The organism is Pseudomonas soli (genome assembly GCF_900110655.1).
In the GTDB taxonomy this organism is placed as follows: Bacteria; Pseudomonadota; Gammaproteobacteria; order Pseudomonadales; family Pseudomonadaceae; genus Aquipseudomonas; species Aquipseudomonas soli.
Genome location: NZ_FOEQ01000004.1, coordinates 321,939 through 343,331, shown reverse-complemented (window position 1 = coordinate 343,331; position 21,393 = coordinate 321,939). Strand labels below are relative to the sequence as shown.

Annotated in this window: 17 protein-coding genes; 16 read left to right on the top strand and 1 reads right to left on the bottom strand. The window is 65.8% G+C overall.

Features of this window, described 5'->3' with window-relative positions; genetic code table 11:
- Positions 1-59 precede the first annotated feature (59 nt).
- Both BMY03_RS12560 and BMY03_RS12555 read left to right on the top strand, forming a co-directional pair.
- Positions 60-1,007: a LysR substrate-binding domain-containing protein gene (locus BMY03_RS12560; RefSeq protein WP_046855778.1), complete on the top strand. Its 948-nt coding sequence runs from the start codon at positions 60-62 to the stop codon at positions 1,005-1,007.
- 107 nt (positions 1,008-1,114) lie between these two features.
- The gene (locus BMY03_RS12555) at positions 1,115-3,349 is read left to right on the top strand and encodes a TonB-dependent receptor (protein WP_244891318.1); all 2,235 of its coding nucleotides are present in this window, start codon (positions 1,115-1,117) and stop codon (positions 3,347-3,349) included.
- Between the two features lie 2 nt (positions 3,350-3,351).
- Here the strand turns inward: BMY03_RS12555 and BMY03_RS12550 are convergent, their stop codons facing one another.
- Positions 3,352-5,061 (bottom strand): sulfatase-like hydrolase/transferase, encoded by a 1,710-nt coding sequence (locus BMY03_RS12550; RefSeq protein WP_094011230.1) that lies wholly within the window; start codon positions 5,059-5,061, stop codon positions 3,352-3,354.
- Positions 5,062-5,445: 384 nt separating this feature from the next.
- Between BMY03_RS12550 and BMY03_RS12545 the strand changes: the two genes are divergently transcribed.
- The 14 genes from BMY03_RS12545 to BMY03_RS12480 are packed head-to-tail and all read left to right on the top strand — an operon-like array spanning position 5,446 to position 21,392.
- A complete protein-coding gene (locus BMY03_RS12545; RefSeq protein ID WP_023630082.1) occupies positions 5,446-6,795 on the top strand; it encodes a UDP-glucose dehydrogenase family protein in 1,350 nt (449 codons plus the stop codon).
- Positions 6,792-7,856 carry an NAD-dependent epimerase gene (locus BMY03_RS12540; RefSeq protein WP_038706031.1) on the top strand — a complete coding sequence of 355 codons (1,065 nt, stop codon included), beginning with the start codon at positions 6,792-6,794 and terminating at the stop codon, positions 7,854-7,856. Before BMY03_RS12545 ends, BMY03_RS12540 begins: the two co-directional genes overlap by 4 nt.
- Positions 7,853-8,599, top strand: coding sequence for a sugar transferase (locus BMY03_RS12535; protein ID WP_023630802.1), 747 nt, complete (start codon positions 7,853-7,855; stop codon positions 8,597-8,599). Before BMY03_RS12540 ends, BMY03_RS12535 begins: the two co-directional genes overlap by 4 nt.
- Before the next feature lies 1 nt (position 8,600).
- The gene (locus BMY03_RS12530; protein WP_023630803.1) at positions 8,601-9,248 is read left to right on the top strand and encodes a CpsD/CapB family tyrosine-protein kinase; all 648 of its coding nucleotides are present in this window, start codon (positions 8,601-8,603) and stop codon (positions 9,246-9,248) included.
- 22 nt (positions 9,249-9,270) lie between these two features.
- Positions 9,271-10,290: a polysaccharide biosynthesis/export family protein gene (locus BMY03_RS12525; RefSeq protein WP_094011229.1), complete on the top strand. Its 1,020-nt coding sequence runs from the start codon at positions 9,271-9,273 to the stop codon at positions 10,288-10,290.
- 14 nt (positions 10,291-10,304) lie between these two features.
- Positions 10,305-11,879, top strand: a complete 1,575-nt coding sequence (locus tag BMY03_RS12520; protein WP_023630804.1) for a GumC family protein — start codon at positions 10,305-10,307, stop codon at positions 11,877-11,879.
- Positions 11,876-12,982 carry a glycosyltransferase family 4 protein gene (locus BMY03_RS12515; protein WP_244891317.1) on the top strand — a complete coding sequence of 369 codons (1,107 nt, stop codon included), beginning with the start codon at positions 11,876-11,878 and terminating at the stop codon, positions 12,980-12,982. Before BMY03_RS12520 ends, BMY03_RS12515 begins: the two co-directional genes overlap by 4 nt.
- Positions 12,979-14,349, top strand: a complete 1,371-nt coding sequence (locus BMY03_RS12510) for an O-antigen ligase family protein (RefSeq protein ID WP_038706029.1) — start codon at positions 12,979-12,981, stop codon at positions 14,347-14,349. Before BMY03_RS12515 ends, BMY03_RS12510 begins: the two co-directional genes overlap by 4 nt.
- Positions 14,346-15,311, top strand: a complete 966-nt coding sequence (locus tag BMY03_RS12505; RefSeq protein ID WP_038706028.1) for a glycosyltransferase family 2 protein — start codon at positions 14,346-14,348, stop codon at positions 15,309-15,311. The genes BMY03_RS12510 and BMY03_RS12505 overlap by 4 nt, the downstream gene beginning before the upstream one ends.
- Entirely contained in the window at positions 15,304-16,440 is a 1,137-nt protein-coding gene (locus tag BMY03_RS12500; RefSeq protein WP_094011228.1) for a glycosyltransferase, read from the top strand. Before BMY03_RS12505 ends, BMY03_RS12500 begins: the two co-directional genes overlap by 8 nt.
- A gap of 9 nt (positions 16,441-16,449) precedes the next feature.
- Positions 16,450-17,460 (top strand): polysaccharide deacetylase family protein, encoded by a 1,011-nt coding sequence (locus BMY03_RS12495; protein WP_094011227.1) that lies wholly within the window; start codon positions 16,450-16,452, stop codon positions 17,458-17,460.
- Positions 17,457-18,761: an oligosaccharide flippase family protein gene (locus BMY03_RS12490; RefSeq protein ID WP_094011226.1), complete on the top strand. Its 1,305-nt coding sequence runs from the start codon at positions 17,457-17,459 to the stop codon at positions 18,759-18,761. The genes BMY03_RS12495 and BMY03_RS12490 overlap by 4 nt, the downstream gene beginning before the upstream one ends.
- On the top strand, positions 18,758-20,668 hold the full coding sequence (locus tag BMY03_RS12485; RefSeq protein ID WP_094011225.1) for a hypothetical protein: 1,911 nt from the start codon (positions 18,758-18,760) through the stop codon (positions 20,666-20,668). Before BMY03_RS12490 ends, BMY03_RS12485 begins: the two co-directional genes overlap by 4 nt.
- A gap of 34 nt (positions 20,669-20,702) precedes the next feature.
- Positions 20,703-21,392 (top strand): GNAT family N-acetyltransferase, encoded by a 690-nt coding sequence (locus tag BMY03_RS12480; protein ID WP_023632340.1) that lies wholly within the window; start codon positions 20,703-20,705, stop codon positions 21,390-21,392.
- Position 21,393: the final 1 nt, after the last annotated feature.

Here is a 21,393-nt window from a genome sequence, read left to right as displayed (position 1 = left end):
GCGCTCAGGCCAGCTTGACCAACGAAACTTCCTACACAAGCCTTTAGCAGGACTAAACAATGAAAGGGCCATTGAATGGCCAGGTGTTCGTCTGGCTGCACGTGTTCTCCTGTGCGGCGCGACACCTGTCGTTCACCCGCTGCGCCGAAGAGCTGCACATCACCCCCGGAGCGGTCAGCCAGCAGATGCGCCAGCTCGAGGAGCGCCTGGGCTTTCGTCTGTTCCTGCGCCGTGCTCGCGGCGTCGAGTTGTCCGCCGAAGGCCAACGCCTGGCGCAGACCGTGGCCGAAGCCTACGGCAGCATCGAGGCCGAGCTGTTGCGCCTGGATGCCGGCGAGATCCGCGGCACCTTGCGCCTGCGTTCGATTCCCTCGTTCCTGGCCAAGTGGCTGACCCCGCGCCTGCCGCGCTTCCAGCAACGCTATCCGGACATCGAGCTGCGCCTGGTGGCCGAGGACAGCAACCAGGCGCTGCACCCGGAAGACTTCGACCTGGCCATCGACCTCAACGATGGCAGCTATCCGGGGATGCTCTCCACGCCTCTGCTCGACGAGCAGATCTTCCCGGTGTGCTCACCTGCCCTGCTGCGTGGTCGCCCGCCCCTGCACGGGCCGGCCGGCCTGGCCCACTACCCGCTGCTGCATGACATCACCGCCTGGCGCGGCAGCTCGGAATACGCCGAATGGGAGTTCTACCTCGACGGCATCGGCGCCAGTGGGCTGGACGTGCGCCGTGGGCACACGTTCAACCGCAACCACTTGACCATCGAGGCCGCCATCGCCGGTGTCGGCGTGGCCATCGCCCGGCGCACCCTGCTCAACGACGAACTGGAGCGCGGCGCGCTGATCGTGCCGTTCGGGGTGCCGATCGCCAACCACAAGCGTTATGTGCTGCTGTATCCCCCGGGCGGGTTGAGCCAGCCTGGGGCGCGGGCGGTGCATGACTGGTTGGTGGAAGAGGCGCAGAGCTTTCGCGCCATGCACCCACTGGCACTGCCGGCGACTTAAGACCAACACCTCCTGGAATGATAACGATTAGCATTGAGGTTTTACCTTTCTGATTCGGAATCCCTAGTGAATGCCTTCACTTACTTGCGAATCGAAAGGAATCCAGCATGTCGCAACAACGTGTCAGCCCGGCGCAGCAGCCGGCTGTGCCCCACTTCGACCTCAATCGCACTTTCACCGCCGTGCACATGGCCTTGCTGCTTGGCCTGGGCGGCGTGTCCATGGACGTGACTGCGGCGCAGACCGAGGAAGTGGAAAAATCCCGACAGGGCCAGACCAACGGCAGCTTGGAGCTGACTGAGACGCGAATCGAGGGCAGCCTGGACGCCCCCAGTGCATTGCCGCCGGTCTACGCCGGTGGCCAGGTGGCCTCGGGCGGCCGGGTTGGGCTGCTGGGCAACAAGGACTTCATGGAGACGCCGTTCAGCACCATCAGCTACACCGAGAAGTACATCGAGGACACCCAGGCCCAGACCATCACCGATGTGATCGCCGCCACCGATCCATCGGTGTTCAGCAACGGCCTCAAGGGCACCTACAGCGAGAACTACTCGATCCGCGGCTTCAACTCCAACATCAGTGACGTGAGCATCGGTGGCCTGTACGGCATGGCGCCCTACTACCGGATCTCGCCCGAGATGTTCGAGCGCGTCGAGGTGCTCAAGGGCCCGTCCGCCCTGCTCAACGGCATGCCGCCAGGCGGTTCGGTGGCCGGCAGCATCAATCTGGTGCCCAAACGCGCGGGCGCCGAACCGCTGACGCGGATCACCGGCACCTACATGTCGGACGCGCAGTTCGGCGGGCATCTGGACGTCGGCCGTCGCTTCGGCGAGGAACAACAGTTCGGCGTGCGCTTCAACAGCGTCTACCGCGACGGCGACACCGCCACCGCCCACCAGCGCATGAAGGCCGAGCTCAATGCCCTGGGCCTGGACTGGCGTGGCGAGCGCGCGCGGCTGTCCGCCGACCTGTACGAAAGCGAGGACCGGGTCAGGGGCCAGAACCGCGGCATCGGCCTGGCCGCAGGCGTGCCCGTGCCCAGGCCGCCAAAGTCCGACACCTTGCTCAACCCGGACTGGGGGTTCGTCCAGACCCGCGACAAGGGCGTGATCGTGCGCGGTGAATATGACCTCAACGACAACCTCATGGCCTATGCCGCGGCCGGCACCAGCAAGACCGACTACAAGTACAGCGGCACCATGCTCGCAGAAGTGCTCAACACCGCCGGCGACTTCGAGACGCGCATGGGCCAGTTGAAGATCGACCTGGAGAAGACCTCGGGCGAAGCCGGCCTGCGCGGCCATTTCGACACTTTCGGCGTCGGCCACCAGTGGTCGCTCAATGCCACGCACTACTCGGACAAGCAGCGCGACTATGGCCGGCGCAACGTTCCGGGGGCCGAGTGGATCACCAACATCTACCACCCGGTCTGGGGCCCGGAGGCCGCCAGGAGCTACCCCGCCATCGCCCACACCGAATCACGCCTGAGCAGCTACGGCCTGGCCGACACCCTGTCGTTCCTCGACGAGCGCCTGCAACTCACCCTGGGCGTGCGCCGCCAGCAGGTGCTGACCGACAGCTTCAATGTCGACACCGGCGCGCAAACCAGTCGCTACAACGAAAGCGCCACCACCCCGGCGGCGGCGGTGCTGGTCAAGGTCACCAACGAGGTGTCACTGTACGCCAACTACATCGAAGGCCTGAGCAAAGGCGCCGTCGCCCCGCTTACCGCGCCCAACGCCGGCCAGGTGTTCGCCCCGTACAAGTCCAAGCAGAAGGAAGTCGGCATCAAGCTCGACCTCGGTGACTTCGCCCACACCTTGAGCCTGTACCAGATCGAACGCCCCAGCAGCTTCACCAACCCGGTAACCAAAGTGTTCTCCTTCGGCGGCGAGCAACGTAACCGCGGGCTCGAGTGGAGCTTCTTCGGCACACCGGTGGCCGATGTGCGCCTGATGGGCGGCGTGGCCCGTCTCGATCCCAAGGTGACCAAGGCCGAGAACCCCGCCGAGCAAGGCAAGACCGCCACCGGCCAGCCAAAACTGCAGGGCAAGCTGGGCATGGAATGGGATACCCCGGTACTCGAAGGCCTGACCCTGACCGCCAACGCCACGGCCGTGTCCAAGCAGTACATCAGCGACGACAACAGCCAGTCGATTCCCGGCTACACCATCTACGACGTCGGTGCCCGCTACCGGCTGCAGGTGGCCGACCACCCGGTGACTTTGCGTGGCACGGTGGAGAACGTGACCAACAAGGCCTACTGGGGCATGCCGCTGCTCACCAGCCTGGGCCTGGGCGCGCCGCGCACCGTGCAGCTGTCCGCAAGCATCGACTTCTGACGTCAGTCCGCCTTGCCTACCGGCATCGGTTGCCCCGCCAGGACACTGGCGGGGGTGACCACCTGGCCCAGGTCGATGTGACGGAAATCCGGCTTAGCCCCCAGGCGCGCATTGAAGCGCACGTTGAAGGTGAACGGATCGTTGGTCGGCATGTCCAGCGACTGCCCGTAGAGCGCGCTGACCGCCTTGTCGTCGTAGCCCATCAGCTTCAGCATTGTGGGGAACAGGTTGTAATGGCTGGAGGCATTACGGTTCACCGCCAGGTTGCCTTCCCAATCCAGTGTCCTGAGGCCCTGCCCCTGGATCACCACCAGCGGTACCAGGCCCTCCTCCGGCACCGGGTCACTGTCGCAATGAGTGTTCAGCCCTGGGTTGCCGCGCTCATGCAGGTCCTGGCCATGGTCGGAGGTGTACAACACCACGGCCTGACTGAGATCGGCCTCGGCAAACAGGCGGCGGAAGAATTCGCCGACACTCCACAGCACGGTGTTCTGGTAGGCATTGCGGTACAGCACCCAGTCCTGCGGGCGGCCATCGAAACCATCGCGGGTGCCGGTGTCAGCGATATCGACGTAGTGGCCCCGGGGCAACGCGGGCTGGTATTTGAGGAAGTCGTCCGGATATTTGTCGTGCACCGGGAAGTGGGCGCCGACCTTGTTCACCACGATCAGGTGCGGCTTGGCATCCTTGAGCAGCGCCACCAGCCGATCGAGCGCCGCCATGTCGCGCTGCACAACGGGGGTGTCGTCGAACTGGATGAACTGGTCGATATCGCGCTTCTCGGTTTCGGTCATCAGGTTCTGCAAATTGCCACCCGTGCGCTGCCCGTCGATGTACACCGTCTCCAGGCCCGCGCGCTTGGCGTACTGCCAGATCGATGGCAGGGTCGAGTTGATGCGCAGGTAGTCGGCGCGGGTGCCGCCATAGCGCAGGGTGACATTGGTGTCGGCACTGCAGTTGGCAATGGAGGAGGCGTAGCCGAAATTGACGATCTGCACGCCGGGCTGGGCCTGGGCCAGATGGCTGGGGACCCCGGCCGGGGTGTTCAGGTCCAGGTAGTTGCCCGAGATGCTCTCGTCGATCAGCAGCACGATGTCCCGCGCCATCGGCCGGCCTGACTGGGCAAGGGTCACGGGCTGGCGTGGCCCGACATGGTCCTGCAGGGTCTCGTAGGTGAACAGGCTCAGGTAGGCCAGCGGCGTGTACATCACCGGCAGCCCGCGGGCCCCCTCACCGGCCCGCACGAACAGGATGGCGACCAGCGCCAGCAAGGCCAGTGCCGGCGCCAGTGGTGGCAGCAGGCGCGGCAGCTTCGGCGTCGGCCCGGGGCGCAGGCCAATGCCCAGCAGCAACAGCAACGCCCGTGCCGCTGCAAGGGTTATGGCGTAATGATATTGCTGCAGCGCCTCTTGCACGAAACCACCCGCATAGACCATGGAGACGAAGGCGCTATAGGTCAGGTACGAATCGGTGATGCGGTCATAAGTATCAAGGAAGATCGCGCTGATCGTGAACGCCAAGGCCAAGCCCCAGCGCAGCCACCCTGGGCGAGTGAACGCCGCCAGCAGCAACGCCACGGCCAGTACCGCGAACACGCCCAAGTACAACACTAGCGGCACGCCAATACCCAACGCTTCTATGCGCTCACGGTAATAGGCATGAAAGCTGGCCAGATAGACCAACAGCAGTAAAAACTTGATCCATCCGCGCATGTTTCGGCCACTCCGGTCATGGAATTCTTCTCAAACCGTAGCAGCTGTGAAACAAACCACAACGCAGAAAAGTCAAAATTCCGACGACATACCGACACCGGAATCTGGCACCTCTCGCAACCTGTTGTTGATTATCTCTATCGTCCACAACCCGCTTATTACGCTGGATTGGACCGTTCATCGGTTCGCCGAACGGCCAATTGCCACTAGCTATGTTCGCTAACACACGGATTGGAAACGGGTTGATGGCAGATGGCCCTTTTGCTTGGCGTCTGTAAATGCGACGAAACATGCCATTGCTTTGACGCAATTCCACCGAGCTGAGCTATACCCAATTCACACCACTGTTTCATCTCCCTTACTCATCCATTCGAGGCACCGCGCATGGACGTGAGCGTTTTTGGCACCGGTTATGTCGGACTGGTACAGGCAGCAGCCCTGGCGGACGTAGGTCACCGGGTACTGTGCGTGGATGTCGATACCCACAAGATCAACCAGTTACGTCAGGGCGTGCCGCCGATCAGCGAGCCGGGCCTGTCGGACCTGCTCGAGGACAACATCAAGGAAGGTCGCCTGCTGTTCAGCACCCAGGCCAGTGACGCCGTCAGCCATGCCGAGCTGATCTTCATCGCCGTCGGCACGCCACCCGACGAGGACGGTTCGGCCGACCTGACCCATGTGCTCAATGTCACCCGGCAGATCGCCGCGCTGATGGAAACCGACCACACCCTGATCATCAAGTCCACCGTGCCGGTGGGCACCGCCGACCAGGTCATGGCGCTGGCCCGCGACGAGTTACAGCGCCTGGGCAAGGGGCAACTGCAAGTGCGCGTGGTATCCAACCCTGAGTTTCTCAAGGAAGGCAGTGCGCTGGCCGACTGCATGCGCCCGGACCGCATCATCGTCGGCACCCTCGACGAAGTTGCCCATGACCAGCTGGCCGAACTGTACGCGCCGTTCTGCCGCAACCACGAAAAACTGATGTTCATGGACAACCGCAGCGCCGAACTGACCAAGTACGCCGCCAACGCCATGCTCGCCACCCGCATCAGCTTCATGAACGAGCTGGCCAACCTCAGCGAGCACTTGGGTGCCGACATCGAGGCGGTACGCCGCGGCATCGGCTCCGACCCGCGCATCGGCTACCACTTCATCTACCCCGGTTGCGGCTTCGGCGGTTCGTGTTTCCCCAAGGACATCAAGGCCCTGCTTCACACCGCGGCCCACAGCGGCATGCCGCTACGCCTGCTGCAGAGTGTCAGCGAGGTCAACGACCAGCAACGGCGCATCCTTTTCGCCAAGCTCAAGCAACGCCTCGGCGGCCTGGCGGGCAAATCCATCGCCCTGTGGGGCCTGGCTTTCAAGCCCAACACCGACGATATGCGCGAAGCGCCCAGCCGCTACCTGATGGAAGCACTGTGGGCCGAAGACGCCACGGTGCGCGCCTATGACCCCGAAGCCATGGATGAATGCCGGCGCCTGTACGGCTACCGCGACGACTTGCAATTGTGCGCCACCCGCGATGACACGCTGCAGGACGCCGACGCCCTGGTGATCTGCACCGAGTGGAAGAACTTCCGCGTAGTGGACTTCTCGATGCTGGCCAGCAAGCTGCGCGCGCGGGTGATCATCGATGGTCGCAACTTGTACAACCCCGAGCAGGTGGCCGCCCACGGCCTCCACTACAGCGGCATCGGCCTGCGTCAGGTTCGTCCGCAGGCGGATGCGCCATGAAAGTGCTGGTCACCGGCGCGGCCGGTTTCATCGGTGCCCACACCTGCCGCCAGCTGTTGCTTGAAGGGCACCAAGTGGTGGGGCTGGACAACTTCAACGACTACTACGAGCCGTCGCTCAAGCATGCCCGCGTGCACTGGGTACGCCAGACGGCGGGCGATTTCCCGCTGCACTGCCTGGAACTGGGCGACCGCGACGGCATGGCCCGGCTATTCGCCAGCGAACGCCCGGACGTCGTGGTGCATCTGGCGGCCCAGGCCGGGGTGCGCTACTCGCTGCAGAACCCGCAGGCCTACCTGGACAGCAATCTGGCCGGTTTCCTCAACGTGCTCGAAGGCTGCCGCCGGCACCCGGTCCAGCACCTGCTGTACGCCTCGTCCAGTTCGGTGTACGGCGCAAACCAGCAAACGCCGTATCGGGTCGAAGACGCCGTGGACCACCCGCTGTCGTTGTATGCCGCCACAAAGAAGGCCAACGAGGCCATGGCCCACAGCTACAGCCACCTGTACGCAATTCCCTGCAGCGGCCTGCGCTTCTTTACCGTGTACGGCCCCTGGGGCCGCCCGGACATGTCGCCGATGCAGTTCGCCAGGGCGATCAGCGAAGGGCGGCCGATCCAGCTGTTCAACCATGGCCGCCACCAGCGCGACTTCACCTATATCGACGACATCGTCGAGAGCCTGGTACGGCTGATCCCCCTGCCCCCGGCCGCCGACCCGCAGTGGGATGCGTTCGCTGCGGACCCGGCCAGCAGCCACGCACCGTGGCGGCTGTACAACATCGGCGGGCAGCGTCCGGTGGAGCTGCTCGACTACCTGGCGCTGCTGGAGAAGCACCTGCAGCGCAACGCGGTGATCGAACTGCTGCCGCTGCAACCAGGAGATGTCCTGGCCACCTGCGCCGATGCCAGCGCCCTGGCCAGGGTAACCGGATTCACCCCACAGATAGGCCTCGATGAGGGGCTCAGGCGCTTCGTCGCCTGGTTCAAGAGCTACTACTCGCCCGCCGCCAGCGAAGCGGCGCCCACGGGCGAGCAGCCAGATCAACGGAGGGCGGTATGACAGGACAACCCAAGAGCGCGCAACTGCAGGCGCTATACCAGGACAAACGCATGGACCCGGCGCACCGGCAGCGCATCGATGCCGCCATCCACATGCAGGGCCGCGGCTGGATCACCGGCCGCGTCGGTGGCCGCCCCTGGACCCTGTCACGCACCAACCGCGTGCTGTCGTGCCTGGCCGCGTTGACCCTGCTGCTGCTGCTGTCGCCGCTGTTCCTGGTACTGGCGCTGCTGATCAAGCAGTCCAGCCCGGGCCCGGTGTTCTTCGTGCAGAAACGTACCGGCTACCGCGGCCGCGCCTTCGGCATGTTCAAGTTCCGCACCATGGTGGCCAACGCCGAAGCGTTGAAGGATTCGGTACGCCACCTCAACAAGCATGGCGCCGATGCCATCGACTTCAAGATCGACAAGGACCCGCGCATCACCTCGGTCGGCGGCTGGTTGCGCAGAAGCAGCCTGGACGAACTGCCGAACCTGATCAACGTGGTCACCGGCGACATGCGTCTGGTGGGCCCGCGCCCCACTTCCTTCAACGCCTACCGCTACCACGACAACCACCTGGCGCGGCTGTCGATCTACCCGGGCATGACTGGCCTGTGGCAGATCTCCGGGCGCAGCGATATCGATTTCGACCAACGTGTGGAGCTGGACCTGAGTTACATCAACGAACAGAGCCTGATGCTGGACCTGAAGATCCTGCTCAAGACCCCGTTCAAAGTTTTCACTGGCCACGGAGCAAGCTGAGATGGACGGTTCATCCTCGAGAAGCCTGACTATCGCTACCCCAAGCGAGACCAACCTGACCGCCACCGTGCTCGACCTCGACCAGCGCACCTTGCTGCTGACCGCGGCCAACACCGGCAGTGGCACCAGCACCAGCGCCCTGGCCTTCGCCAGCCAACTGGCCCTCATGAGCGCGGGCAACGTGCTGTTGATCGATGCCAGCCTGGCGCCTGGCGGCCTCAGCCAGCAGCTGGGGCTGGCCAAACTGCGCGGCTACAGTGACCTGCTGTTCAATCAGGACACCCCACCGCTAGCCCAGGACTGCATCGTGCGCCTGTCCGATCAGCCGTTCGACGTGCTGCCGGTGGGCACGTGGAAACGCGGCCGCGACCGTCTCGACCCAGAGCAGTTGCGCGTGCTGCTGCACCAATTAAGCAACCAGTACCGCTTCGTCGTGATCGACGGCGAGGCCATCTACGCCAGCGCCGACAGCCTGGTGATCGGCACCCTGGTCGACGGCGTGATCCTGGTGGTGTGCGCCGAGGAGACCCGCTGGGAGGTGGCCCAGGCCGCCAGCCAGCGCCTGACCCAGGCCGGCGCGCGGCTGATCGGCAGCGTGTTCAACAAGCGCAAGTACTACATGCCCAAGTGGCTGTACGAAAATCTCTGAGAGGCCGCACAGGATGAACGCCATGAGATATCCCTCGATTGCCCTGTGCGTACTGGCCCTGGCCGGCTGCGCCAGCCAGGAAAACCGCGAGATGCCGGTGCAGATCCTCACCGCGCCTCCCGCCGAAAGCCAGGCCACCGAAGTCGCCCGCCGCGAGCAGGTACTGCGCCCGCAGGACGTGCTGGAAGTGATCTTCCACGTCAGCAACCGTTCGGCCGGGGTCTACCGGATCCAGTCCGGTGACACCCTGGACCTGAACTTCATGGCCGCCAGCGGCCTGAACGGCAACCAGCTGGTGCAGCCCGACGGCACCATCACCCTGCCCAGCACCAACGCCGCGGTGCGCGTCGAGGGCATGACCCCGGGCGAAGCCGAAAGCGCCATCCGCCAGGCCTACCAGGACAAGCGGGTGTTCAAGCCCAACCGTGACCAGGTCACCGTGCGCGTGATCAGCCCGATGACCGACGAGGTCAACCTGAAGAACGCCCTCAGTCACCCCGGCACCGGCATGAGCCGCGACATCACCGTGGGCAACGACGGCCGCGCCACCTTCCCGGAAATCGGCTCGGTGCCGCTGCAGGGCATGACCGTCAACCAGCTGCGCGACTACCTCAACGAACGCTATGCCAGCTTGCCGGGCCGCATGAGCGTGGATGTGTTGCTCAAGTCCACCGCCGCCAACGAGATCTACGTGCTCGGCGAAGTCGGCCAGCCCGGCGCCTTCCAGATCCGCCGCCCCATCTCTGTGCTCGAGGCACTGACCCTGGCCCGCGGCCCGACCCTCAAGGCCAAGCTCGGCTCGGTGGTGATCATGCGTCGCGAGGGCAATACCGTGCATGCGGTCAACTACGACGTCGACCAGGCGCTCTCCGGCGGCAGCCAGAAGCTCGCCTACCTGCAGCCCGAGGACATGCTCTACGTACCCAAGACCAAGCTGGCCAGCGCCGCCGAGCTGTCCCGGCAACTGGCCGACGTGGTGCTGTTCCAGGGCTTCGGCTTCAGCTTCAGCTACCGCGTCGACAATAAAGAAAGCAACAACTGACCGGGGAACGGACCATGACCACGCAACCGAAAGAAAACTATGTGCATGAGTTCTTCCGCATCTTCTTCGCCAACCGCCAGTTGGTGAAACGGGTGTTCCTGGTGTTCGCGGTGATCGCCGTGCTGTTGCCGCTGGTGCTCAAGCAGAGCTACGACATCACCGCCGAAGTCATCGTGCAGTCCAAGAAACTCTCGCAGAGTGACACCACCTCGGCGCTCAGCCAGCAGGCCGACCAGTTCATCCCGCCGTCGCTGGCCGACATGGAGACCGAGAGCAACATCCTGCGCTCGCCAACCCTGATCCGCCAGACCATCGGCGAGCTGCGCAAGGAAGGCCACTATCCGGACGAGCCCGGCCTGCTGCGGCGCACCGTGCTCGACCCGCTGCGTCACGCAGTGATCGAGCCCCTGCACCAGCTGTTCGGCAACACCGTGGCAGACGATCGCGACACCCAGCTCGACACCCTCACCGACCAGGCGGTCAAGGACCTCAAGGTCGAGACCCTGCCCGGCTCCAACGTGATCTCCATCACCTACAGCGCCAATGACGCGAAGCTTGGCACGCTGTTCGTCAGCCGCCTGCTGGAGAACTTCCTGGCCAACCGCCAGGACCTGCAGTCCAATGAACTGCCCGAGGCCTTCTACGAGCAGAAGAAGCTGCACTACCAGGCCCGCCTGGGCGACCTGGAAAGCCAGCGCCTGGGGCTGCTCACTGCCATCGGCTCTTCGGATCCCAAAGAGGAGATCACCTTCCGCCTCAACGCCATCAACACCGAAGAGCAGGCGCTCAACCTGCAACGTGACCGCCAGCTGCAGAACCAGAAGTGGCTGGATTACCTGCAAAGCAGCCTGGCCGCGGCCAACAAGGCGAAGATGGCCGACTACGCCTTCCCCTACACCTTCACCACCACGGTCGACAACGTCGCCTTCGAAGACCGCGAGATCAAGCAACTCGGTGAGCAACTGACCACCCAGCTGGCGCGCTACAACGGAGACGCCACGGTGTTCCAGCCAGGCTCCGACCAGATGGTGATGGCCCGCCAACAGATTGCCCAGTTGCGCGCGCAGTTCCTCAAGATCGTCGAGAACCGCATTCGTGAACGCCAGCAGGACCTGGCCGTGACTCAACAGGTGATCGAGCAGAAGACCCAGCGCATCGCCGACTACAGCAAGCGCATCCTCCAGTTGCGCGAGACCCAGAGCAAGACGCGTCAGCTGGATACCGAGATCGACGCCCTGCACAAGGCCTTCTCCACCTACGCCCAGCGCTACGAGGAAAGCCGCGGCCAAGGCCTGCTCGATGGCAGCCAGTCCAACGCGCGCATCCTCAGCGCCCCCTACGAGCCCACCGCGGCGAGCTTCCCGAAACCCGGCCTGATCATCCCGTTCGGCCTGGTCACCGGCCTGCTGCTGGCCATTGCCGTGGTCTACGTCAGGGAGTTCTTCGACCACCGCTTCAAGCATCCGGCACAAATCAACCACGAGCTGGGCCTGCCAGTGTTGCTGGTGATCAACGATCAGGTTCCGGCGCTGCCCAACCCGCATAAAAGCTGGTCGCTGCCACGCCTGTGGCACTGGGTGCGCAATTGAACGCCGCGCTGCACGCCGGCCGGCCGATCCTGCACCTGCTGAGCAGCGGCGGATTCTACGGCGCCGAGCGCATGCTCCTGGACCACTGCCAGGCGACCCCGGGGCGGCATCGGGTGCTGTTTCTCGATGCCCCGGCCGAACTGGTGGCGCGCTTTCGCGAGGCGGGTGTCGAGTGCGACACCTGCCAGGGCCTGGGGGCGGTGCTCAAGGCGCTTGGCGCGCAGCGCGGCGAACGTCCGCTGGTCAACAGTCATAACTTCAAGGGGCAGCTGTTCGGCTGGATCGGCGCCAGCCTGTTGCGCCTGCCGATGGTCAGCACCCAGCATGGATTTACCCCGCGCAGCCGCAAGCAGCGCTTCTACACCTGGCTGAGCCTGCAACTGTGCCGCACGCCGAGGGTGGAGACGGTGGTGTGCGTGGCCGAGAGCATCGCCCGCATCCATCGCGATGCCGGGGTGCCAGCGGCCAAGCTGCAGGTGATACCCAACGGGCTGCCCGAGATCTATGAAGCGCAGGCAAAGGATGGCGTGGGCGCGGCACAGCCAGGCGGCGCTCCCTGGCTCGCTGCCTACGTCGGCCGGCTTTCCAGCGAAAAAGGCCCCGACCTGTTCCTCGACACGCTGATCCCGGTGTGCCAGCGCCACCCACAGGTCCACGCCGTGATGCTTGGCGAAGGCCCTGAGCGCGAAGCCCTGCAGCAGCGTATCAACGCTGCCGGTCTGGGCGAGCGCATCACCCTGCCGGGCTTCCAGCGCGACATGCGCGGCTGGATGAAACGCCTGGATGCGCTGGTCATCAGCTCGCGCACCGAAGGCACGCCGATGATCCTGCTCGAAGCCATGCAAGATGGCGTGCCGGTGGTGGCCTTCGGCGTTGGCGGTGTCCCCGACGTGATCGAGCACGGCCACAACGGCCTGCTTGCCCGTCCCTTGGCCACGACCGAACTGGGCGAGCATCTAGAAGCGCTACTGCAAGACCCCGAGCAGGCCGCCGAACTGGTTGCCCGAGCCCGCCAGACTCAACGCCAACACTACCACCTGCCGACCCTGGCACAACGCTGGGCCCGAGTGTATCGGGGCACGGCCGAGGAGGTTGTCGCATGATCATTCCCCTGTCGCTGGTGGCCGTAGTGGCCTTGCTCAGCCTGGGTCTGCTGGCCAGCCCTTATCCGTTCCTGGCCCCCGGCGGCGTGATCGGCCTGGCCGGCGTGCTGGTGCTGTACCGCAAGCCGGCCTGGGGCCTGCTGGCGATCGCTACCCTGGTGCCGCTGGAGGGCCTGCTCAAGGACGGCCTGGTGTCCGGCGCCAAGCTGGTGGGCATCGGCCTGGTGCTGATCCTCAGCCTGCAACTGGCGGTGCGCCAACTCCCCGGCGAGCGCCTGCGCAGTAATCAATGGCGTCTGTTGCTGCCGTTCATGGCCTTGTACCTGATGAGCCTATGGACCAGCGACGACATGGGCCTGTCGGGCGGGCACCTGCGTGAACTGCTGGTGGGCCTGGTGGTGTTCGTCATCACCCTGCTGGTCGGCCGTGACCTCAACCTGCCAATGCTGGCACGGCTGATCACCGTCAGCGTGTGCGTGACCTGTCTGTTCGCGATCTTCTCCACCAAGTACCAGGAGCAGGGCCGCGCTTCGGCCATGCTCGACCCCAACGCATTCGCCCTGCTGATCACCATCGCCATGCCCCTGGGCCTGTGGCTGGCGATCAAGGCGCGGCAGATCCCGGTCAAGCTGTTCTGGGCCGGTTGCTGCCTGTTGCTGCTGGTGGGCATGACCAAGACCGAGTCGCGCTCGGGGCTGGTAGTACTGCTGATCAGCCTGGGCATCGTGCTGCACAACTACCGCGAGCAGCTGACGCGCATCCGCCCACGCCACCTGGGCTTCGCCATGCTCGGCCTGGCCATTGTCCTGCCCTTGGGCGTGGCCCTGATGCCCGCTGGCTACGCCGACCGCATCCAGTCACTGATGCTGCTCAAGTCCGGGGTCAACGCGCACCAGGACGAATCGCTGGGGCGGCGCGCCTCCTACCTCGTCGTAGGCAAGGAAATGATCAGCCATAGCCCGCTGCTGGGCACCGGCCCGGGTACCTTCCCGCTGCACTATGCCGACACCGGTTTCTCCAAGGCCTTCGCCCCGGTAAACAGCAAGACCACCGACCTCTACCGCCGCGCCCACAACACCTACCTGGAGCTGTTCAGCGAGGTCGGGCTGCCGGCGGGCCTGCTGTTCGTCGGCATGATCGTGCTGGCCCTGCGCAATTTCTGGCAGGCGCGCGCGGCCTTCCGCGAGGCCGGCGACCCGGATCGCGCCGACCTGATGACCCACCTGACCATGAGCATGCTGGCGATCGGTCTGTTCCTGATGTTCCTCAGCGCCCCGAGCCACAAGTACCTGTGGCTGATGCTGGCGCTGTCCAGCGTGCTGCTCGGCCAGTCACGTGAGCAGCAGCCCGTGGAGGTGGCCCGATGAGCCGGGTGAGTATCGTCATCCCGATGTTCAACGAAGCCCGCCATATCGGCCGCACCCTCGACGCCGCAAGGCGCTCGGCCAGCGCGGCGGGGCTGGCCTGCGAGCTGATCGTGGTCGACAACGGCTCCAACGACGACGGCCCGGCGATCGCCCGCGCCCATGGCGCCCAGGTGCTGAGCGTGCCGGGCGTGGCCATCGGCGCCCTGCGCAATGCCGGCGTGAACGCCAGCCAAGGCGACTGGCTGGCCTTCCTCGATGCCGACATCGAGGTCCCGGAACACTGGCTGGACCTGCTGCTGGACCTGCAACGCCGTGGCGAGGGCGATGTCTTCGCCCTCGATTGCGACACCCCGCGCCACGCGCCGTGGTTCGCCCAGGCCTGGCAACGGCGCACCCTGCGTACCGGCCAGACGGTGCAGGACTGCACATGGCTGCCCACCCCCAACCTGTTGATGCGGCGCAGCTGGTTCGAGCAGGTCGGCGGCTTCGACGAGCGCCTGCGTACCGGCGAAGACAAGGACTTCACCTTGCGCCTGCACGAGTCCGGGGCGCGCCTGCGGGTACTGCGCCAGCCTGCGGTGCTGCACTGGGGCTACGAGGCCAACTGGCGCGAATGGCTGGGCAAGGAGATGTGGCGCCAGGGCAGCCACCTGCAATTACTGCGCAGCCATGGCGTGAGCCTGCGCCTGCTGCGTTTCCCGATACTTTCGATAGGCGCCTGGGTGCTGGACGCCGTGGCCCTGTCGGCGCTGCTCGACGGCTTCCCCCATGTCGCCCTGTTCTTCCTGCTGGTCAGCGCCGTGCCCGCGCTGCTCCTCAGCCTGCGCCAGAGCCGCAGGCAGCGCGACCCGCTGCTCACGCTGCAGCTCTGGGGCCTGCACTGGCTGCGCCTGCACCTCGCCGGCGCGGCCTTCATCCTCAGCCTGTTCAACCGCACCGCAAGGAGGCCCGCCCGTGGCTGAGTTCATTTTCTGGCTATGCCTGCTGCTGCCGTTATATGCCTGGGTCGGATACCCCCTGGTGCTGACCCTGGCCGCACCGTTCTTTGCCCGCCGCACCCATTCACCATTGCCGCCGCAGCGAGTGAGCGTGGTGATCGCCGCGCACAACGAAGAGCGGCATGTCGAAGCCAAGCTCGCCAGCGTGCTGGCCCAGGATTATCCGGCCGCCGCACTGCAGGTGGTCGTGGCCAGCGACGGCTCGAGCGACCGCACCGTGGCGCTAGCCCTAGCCCTGGGCGATCCCCGCGTGCAGGTGCTGGACCTGCCGCGCCTGGGCAAGGCCGAGGCGCTGAACCGAGCCGTGCAGGTGTGCACCGGCGACCTGCTGGTTTTCACTGACGCCGACAACCAGTGGTCGACCGACACCCTCGGCCTGCTGCTGGCCCCTTTCGCCGACGCCGCAGTCGGCGGCACCGCAGGCCATATGATCATCCCCGACCCGGGCAAAGGTCTGAGCATCGGCGACAGCCTGTACCGCCATTACGAAGCTTGGGTGCGCAAGGTTGAGAACCGTACCGGCTGCATGGTCTCGGCCGACGGCGCCCTGCTCGCACTGCGTCGGGGGCTGTACCAGCCGATTCCGAAACAGGTCAACGACGATTTCTTCATCAGCACCTGCGCGCCCGCTGCCGGCTTGCGCATTGTCTACGTGCCGGAGGCGGTGGTCCTCGACCAGGGCGTGGACGAAGCCGACAAGCAGTTCCGTCGCCGTCAGCGCGTCACCGTCGGTGGCCTGCTGAGCCTGGCCGCCCGCCGCGAACTGCTCAATCCGGCGCGCCACGGCCTGTACGCCATTGCCCTGATCAGCCACAAGCTGCTCCGGCGTCTGGCCCCGGTACTGCTGCTGCCGTTGCTGCTGGCCAACCTGTGGCTGGCCGCCGAGCCCGGTTTCTACCGCCTGACCCTGGCCCTGCAACTGCTCGGCTACGCCGCGGCCATCGCCGGCCTGCTCGACGCCCGTCGGCGCTTGCCCCGCCCGTTCCGCCTTGCCGCCTTCGTGCTGGTCACCCTCGCCGGCATGAGCGTGGGCCTGTGGCAATTCCTGCGCGGGCACAGCTACAGCCAATGGAACCCCGACCAGAATCGATGAGCGACGGACATGCCGATCAAGACCCCTATCAAGCAGGCCAGCGGCTGGTTCTATTTCAATTCGCCACGCGGACGCGCCGAACTGCGCGGCGCCGGGGTGATCCTCATGCTGCACAGGGTGCTGGCCGATGACGCCAGCGCCGCGCTGCCCCACCGCAACGAACTGTGCGTCGGCCCGCGGGCCTTCGAAGGCTTGCTGCGCTGGCTGCCCCGGCATTTCGATTGCGTCAGCCTCATGGACCTGCTGCAGAGCCACAAGGCACCCCGCGGCGACTGCCGCCCCAAGGTGGCCCTGACCTTCGACGATGGCTGGCGCGACAACGCCGTCAACGCCTTCCCCCTGCTGCAGCGCCACCAGGTGCCGGCAAGTATCTTTTTGTCCACCGACTACATCGGCAGCCGCCAGCGTTTCTGGTGGGAAAGCGTCGGCGAGACCCTGTGGGGCAGCCATGGCGAAGAGGCCCGGCGGCAACTGATCGAACGCCTGCGCAAGCTCGGCCGCCCGCTACCGGCGGCCTACTTCATGCACGACCACAGCAAGGCCCGCAGCCTGGTGCTGGCACGCTACCTGCAAACCCTCAAGAGCCTCAGCCCCCAGGCCTTGCACGTCCTGACCGACGCCTGCCCCACGGAATCGCTGCCCCAGGCCATGGACTGGCAGCAAGTCCGCGCCCTGGAGGACTCCGGCCTGGTGCGCTTCGGCCCGCATGGCGCCAGCCATGCACTGCTGCCCTACCTGGACGACCATCGCCTCAACGAAGAACTGACCCGCAGCCATGCGGCACTCAACGAAGGCTGCCGCGCGCCGCTGCCGGTGTACTGCTATCCCAACGGCGACCACGACGAACGCGTGCGCGCCCAGGTCGCCGCGCATCGTTACCCCTACGCCCTGAGCACCCGCCCGGGCATCTGCCAGGGCCACGACGACCCCCTGGCGCTGCCGCGCATCGGCGTCAGCCAGCGCAATGCCAGCCGGCCCTCGCTGCTGGCCTGGCGCATCAGTCGCGGAGAACGAGGATGAACCGCAACAGCTACCTGCGCCATCTGGCGCTGAGCATGGGAACAAAACTTGCGATGATCGCCCTGCGCCTGCTGCGCAACGTGCTGCTGGCGCGCATCCTCGGGCCCAGCGAGCGTGGCCTGTTCGCCCTGCTCAGTACCCTGCCCGACCTGATCAGCGCCGCCACCAGCGGTGGGCTCAACAGCGCGGTCGGCTACCAGGCCGCCAAGCAGCGCGACATGGGCCTGCTGCTGACCCAAGTACTGGTCTACGGTTGCCTGCTGGCCGGCGTGCTGACCCTGGCCTGCGTGTTCCTGGTGCGCGAGTTCGGCGCCGACCTTGAGGTTACTGTGCAACTGGGCCTGCTGGCCTGGCTGTTGCTGCTGGCGGTACCTATGACCGTGCTCAAGAGCGGCCTGCTGACCCTGCACAACGCCAGCGGCGGCGTCGGCGCCTTCAACGCCCTGCGCCTGACCGAATCGCTGGCACCGCTGCTGCTGTTCCTCGGGTTGTTCTGGATGTGGCGCGACGAAGCGCTGGAGGCGGCGCTGATCAGTTGGTTGTGCGGCATCGCCCTGGTCCTGGCGCTCGGTTTGTGGTGGCTGCGCCGTCAGCACCCGCTGGCGCTGCGCTGGGACCGTGGCGGCCAACGCGAGCTGCTCAGCTACAGCGCCAAGAGCCACCCCGACCTGTTGTTCCAGCAGTTGATCCTGCGCTCGGACTACCTGTTCATCGGCGCGCTGCTCGGCAGCACCGCCCTGGGCCACTACGCCATGGCCAGCGCCGCCGCCGAACTGCTGCTGATCGTTCCCGAGGCGGTGACCACGCCGCTGATGAAGCGCCTGCTGCAGCAGGATGCCGGCATGGAGCGCATCACCCCCCTGGCCCTGCGCCTGACCGCCACGGTGATGCTCGGTGCTTGCCTGGGTATGGCGCTGATCGGCCACTGGTTGATCGTCACCTTGTTCGGCGCCGACTACGCCCCGGCCTACCCGGCCTTGCTGGCGTTGCTGCCGGGCCTGCTGGGCCTGTGTTATGCCAGCATCCTGCGCCTGGACCTGCTGGGCAAGAACCGCCCCGGCACGGTATCGCTGATGATGGGCGCCGGTGCTGCGCTGAATCTGGTGCTCAACATCCTGCTCATCCCGGCCTGGGGCATCGTCGGCGCGGCCGCGGCCTCCTCCATTGCTTACCTGGCGGTCACCGTGGCCATGCTGGTGCTGTACTGCCGCCTGAGCGGCGTGCCGCTGGGCCAGACCCTGGTCATCCTGCCCGCCGACCTGGCACCGCTGCGGCAGATGCTGCAACGGAGGGCGGCATGAAAGCGGCATTGCTGTGCGGCGCGCTGCTGGCCCAAGGTGCGTTCGCCGCACCTGTGCAGTGGGGGGATCTGCGCGACGGCAGCTTGTACCTGCTGCCAGCACGCGCCGATGAACTGCGCATCCAGTGGCGTCCGGCCTGGCAGGCCGACGCCAACGCTGAACGCCTGTATCTGCTGGACGGCCACGGCCGCCTGGCCGGCGAACGGCGCATCGAAGCCGGCCAGGTACGCGGCGAACAACGCTGGCCATTGCCCGCGAACGGCGGCACCTATCGGTTGGAGGTGCCCGGCTATAGTTTCCGCGACTACCGCATCCAGCACGATGCCAGCACCCGCGCGCTGTTCACTCCGGCGAAGGTGCACTTCTGCGCCGAAGTCGGGCCAGGTGTCGAGCTGTATTTCCGGGTCAAGGCCGGCGAGCAGGCGGTGTTGGCCGGCAAGCACCATGGCGGGGTTCATGGCCTGTTCGCCGAACGCCTCAGCGACGGCCGTCGCATCCAGCTGCCGCTCAAGCCCTACCGCGCCTACTGGCGCTTCGATCAACAGGCGTTGCCCACCAGCGGCCGCGACGAGACCTGGCGTCTGGGCCTGCAGGGCAGTGGCAAGGCAGCGTTCTGGCTCGACGGCAGCGCCAACCTGTTCGCCCAACGCCCCGCAGACCTGGGCGAGCTGCCGCAACTTCCCGGTCAGGTCACCCTTGCCCTGGGTGACAAGGTGCTCGGCCCCACCCCACGCTTAGGGGTTGCCCTGCCCTACGTGCTGCCACCAGCCTCGAGCTTCGCCGCGCTGGACGCCCTGCGCCCCCAGGCCGCCGGCTTCTACAGTTTCGTCGACGTACTGCAACGCCAGCCAGACTTCGAGAACGCCTGGCGCAAGCTCTATCAGGAGCGCTTCGGCATCCTCCAGGACATCACCCTGCTGGCCGGCAGCGCCCGAGTCGCCGACCTCTGGAGCGACCGCACCAGCACCGATGGGTTGAGTGCCTGGCTCGAGGCGACCAAGGCACTCGGCGGCAAAGGCACCCACTACCTGGCCTTCGCCGACGAGCCGAACCTCAACTATCGCGACTACGCCAGCTACCGCGATTTCTTCCAGGCCATGGCCAAGCGCGTGCGCGACTACCCCGGCGCCCGCGACGCTGGCGTACGCATCGCCATGCCGGCCTCCTCGCGCCTGCTCGGCGGGCCCTTCAGCGACGACGGCAAACAGCGCCGCGGCATCGACTGGGCACGACGCCTGCTGGCCGAGCAAGGCGCGCAGATCGATGCCCTGGCCTGGCACGAATGGATGGTCCGCGACCTGCTCGCCACCCGCAGCTACCGCGACAGCGTGCGCCAAGCTGCCGACCTGGTGGGCCTGGACGGCCAGGGCCGGCCACGCAAGGCGCTGCTGCTGGACCAGACCAACCTGTCCAGCGGTTCGAGCCTCAGCCCTTACGAACAGGACACCCATTACGCCGGCCTGTGGTGGACCTCGGTGGTGATCAATGCCGCCAGTGACGGCCTGCTTGACATGCTCAACTGGTTCCACGTCGCCGATGAGCCCGAATGGCCCAAGGGCATGTTGCGCGATGCCGGCGGCCAACGCTACGAACTGAAGCCGGTGGGCCTGGCCCAGCAGTTCATCCAGCGCCACTGGCTGGACCAGGTTCTGGCCCTGGACAACGACGCCTTCGAGGTCGATGCCCTGGCCATGGCCCGCCAGCATCAGCGCAGCGTGCTGGGGGTGAACAAGGCCGAGCGCCTGCAGCAGGTGGCGCTGAGCCTCGACGGTTGCCCCGACGGCCAGCTTGAACTGTTCGGTCCCGACAACCAGAGCCGCCGCGCCAGCTTCAGCTGCAGGGAGGGCCAGGTTCGTTTTCAACTGCCAGGGCAGACCGTATTCGCCCTGACCTGGAGCGCGTCATGAGACGCACTACGTTCAGCCATGCCCAGGAGGCACCATGACTGCATTCACCAAGATCCAGGACCGTATCAAGCGCAAGGGACTGCGTGACACCTTCCGTAGCGCCTTCCGGCATTACGTCTTCTATCATTGGGAACTGTTGTGGATGGAACGCGACCTGGACAGCCCGGTGCCGCCGCACCGGCTAAAACCCTATGGCGAGCTGCGGGTCGAGCACATCACCGTGCACAACGTGCGTGCCTTCGCCCGCCACTTCGGCGATCGGGTCGAGACCATGCGCGAGCTGGCCGCCGAAGGCCATACCGGGCTGATGTTCCTCAACGATGACAACGACGCCGTGGCCTTCATCTGGGGCAGTAGCCGCCATTACCACGACCGCCACTACTATGGTTGCTGGTTCCCGGTCGGCCCGGGGGAGTTCTTCGAGTTCGGCGGCGAGCTGATCCGCAAGTATTGGGGTACCGAGCTGTCGGTGGACCTGCAGCTGGAGCTGTGGAAGGCCATGGCCGCCCAAGGTTGCACCAAGGTGGTGGACGTGTGCGAACAGCACAACATCCCGGCGCTCAAGTTGCACCTGCGCATGGGCTATCAGGAGCAAGGACGGATCATGAACGTTTACTGCCTGTTTGGTCGCTGGAAATTCTTCCGCGAAAGCCACTACATCACCTCGCGTCTGGAGCCGTTGCGCAAGCCGGAGGCTCCGGCTTCTTCGGCCACGGCAGGGTGAG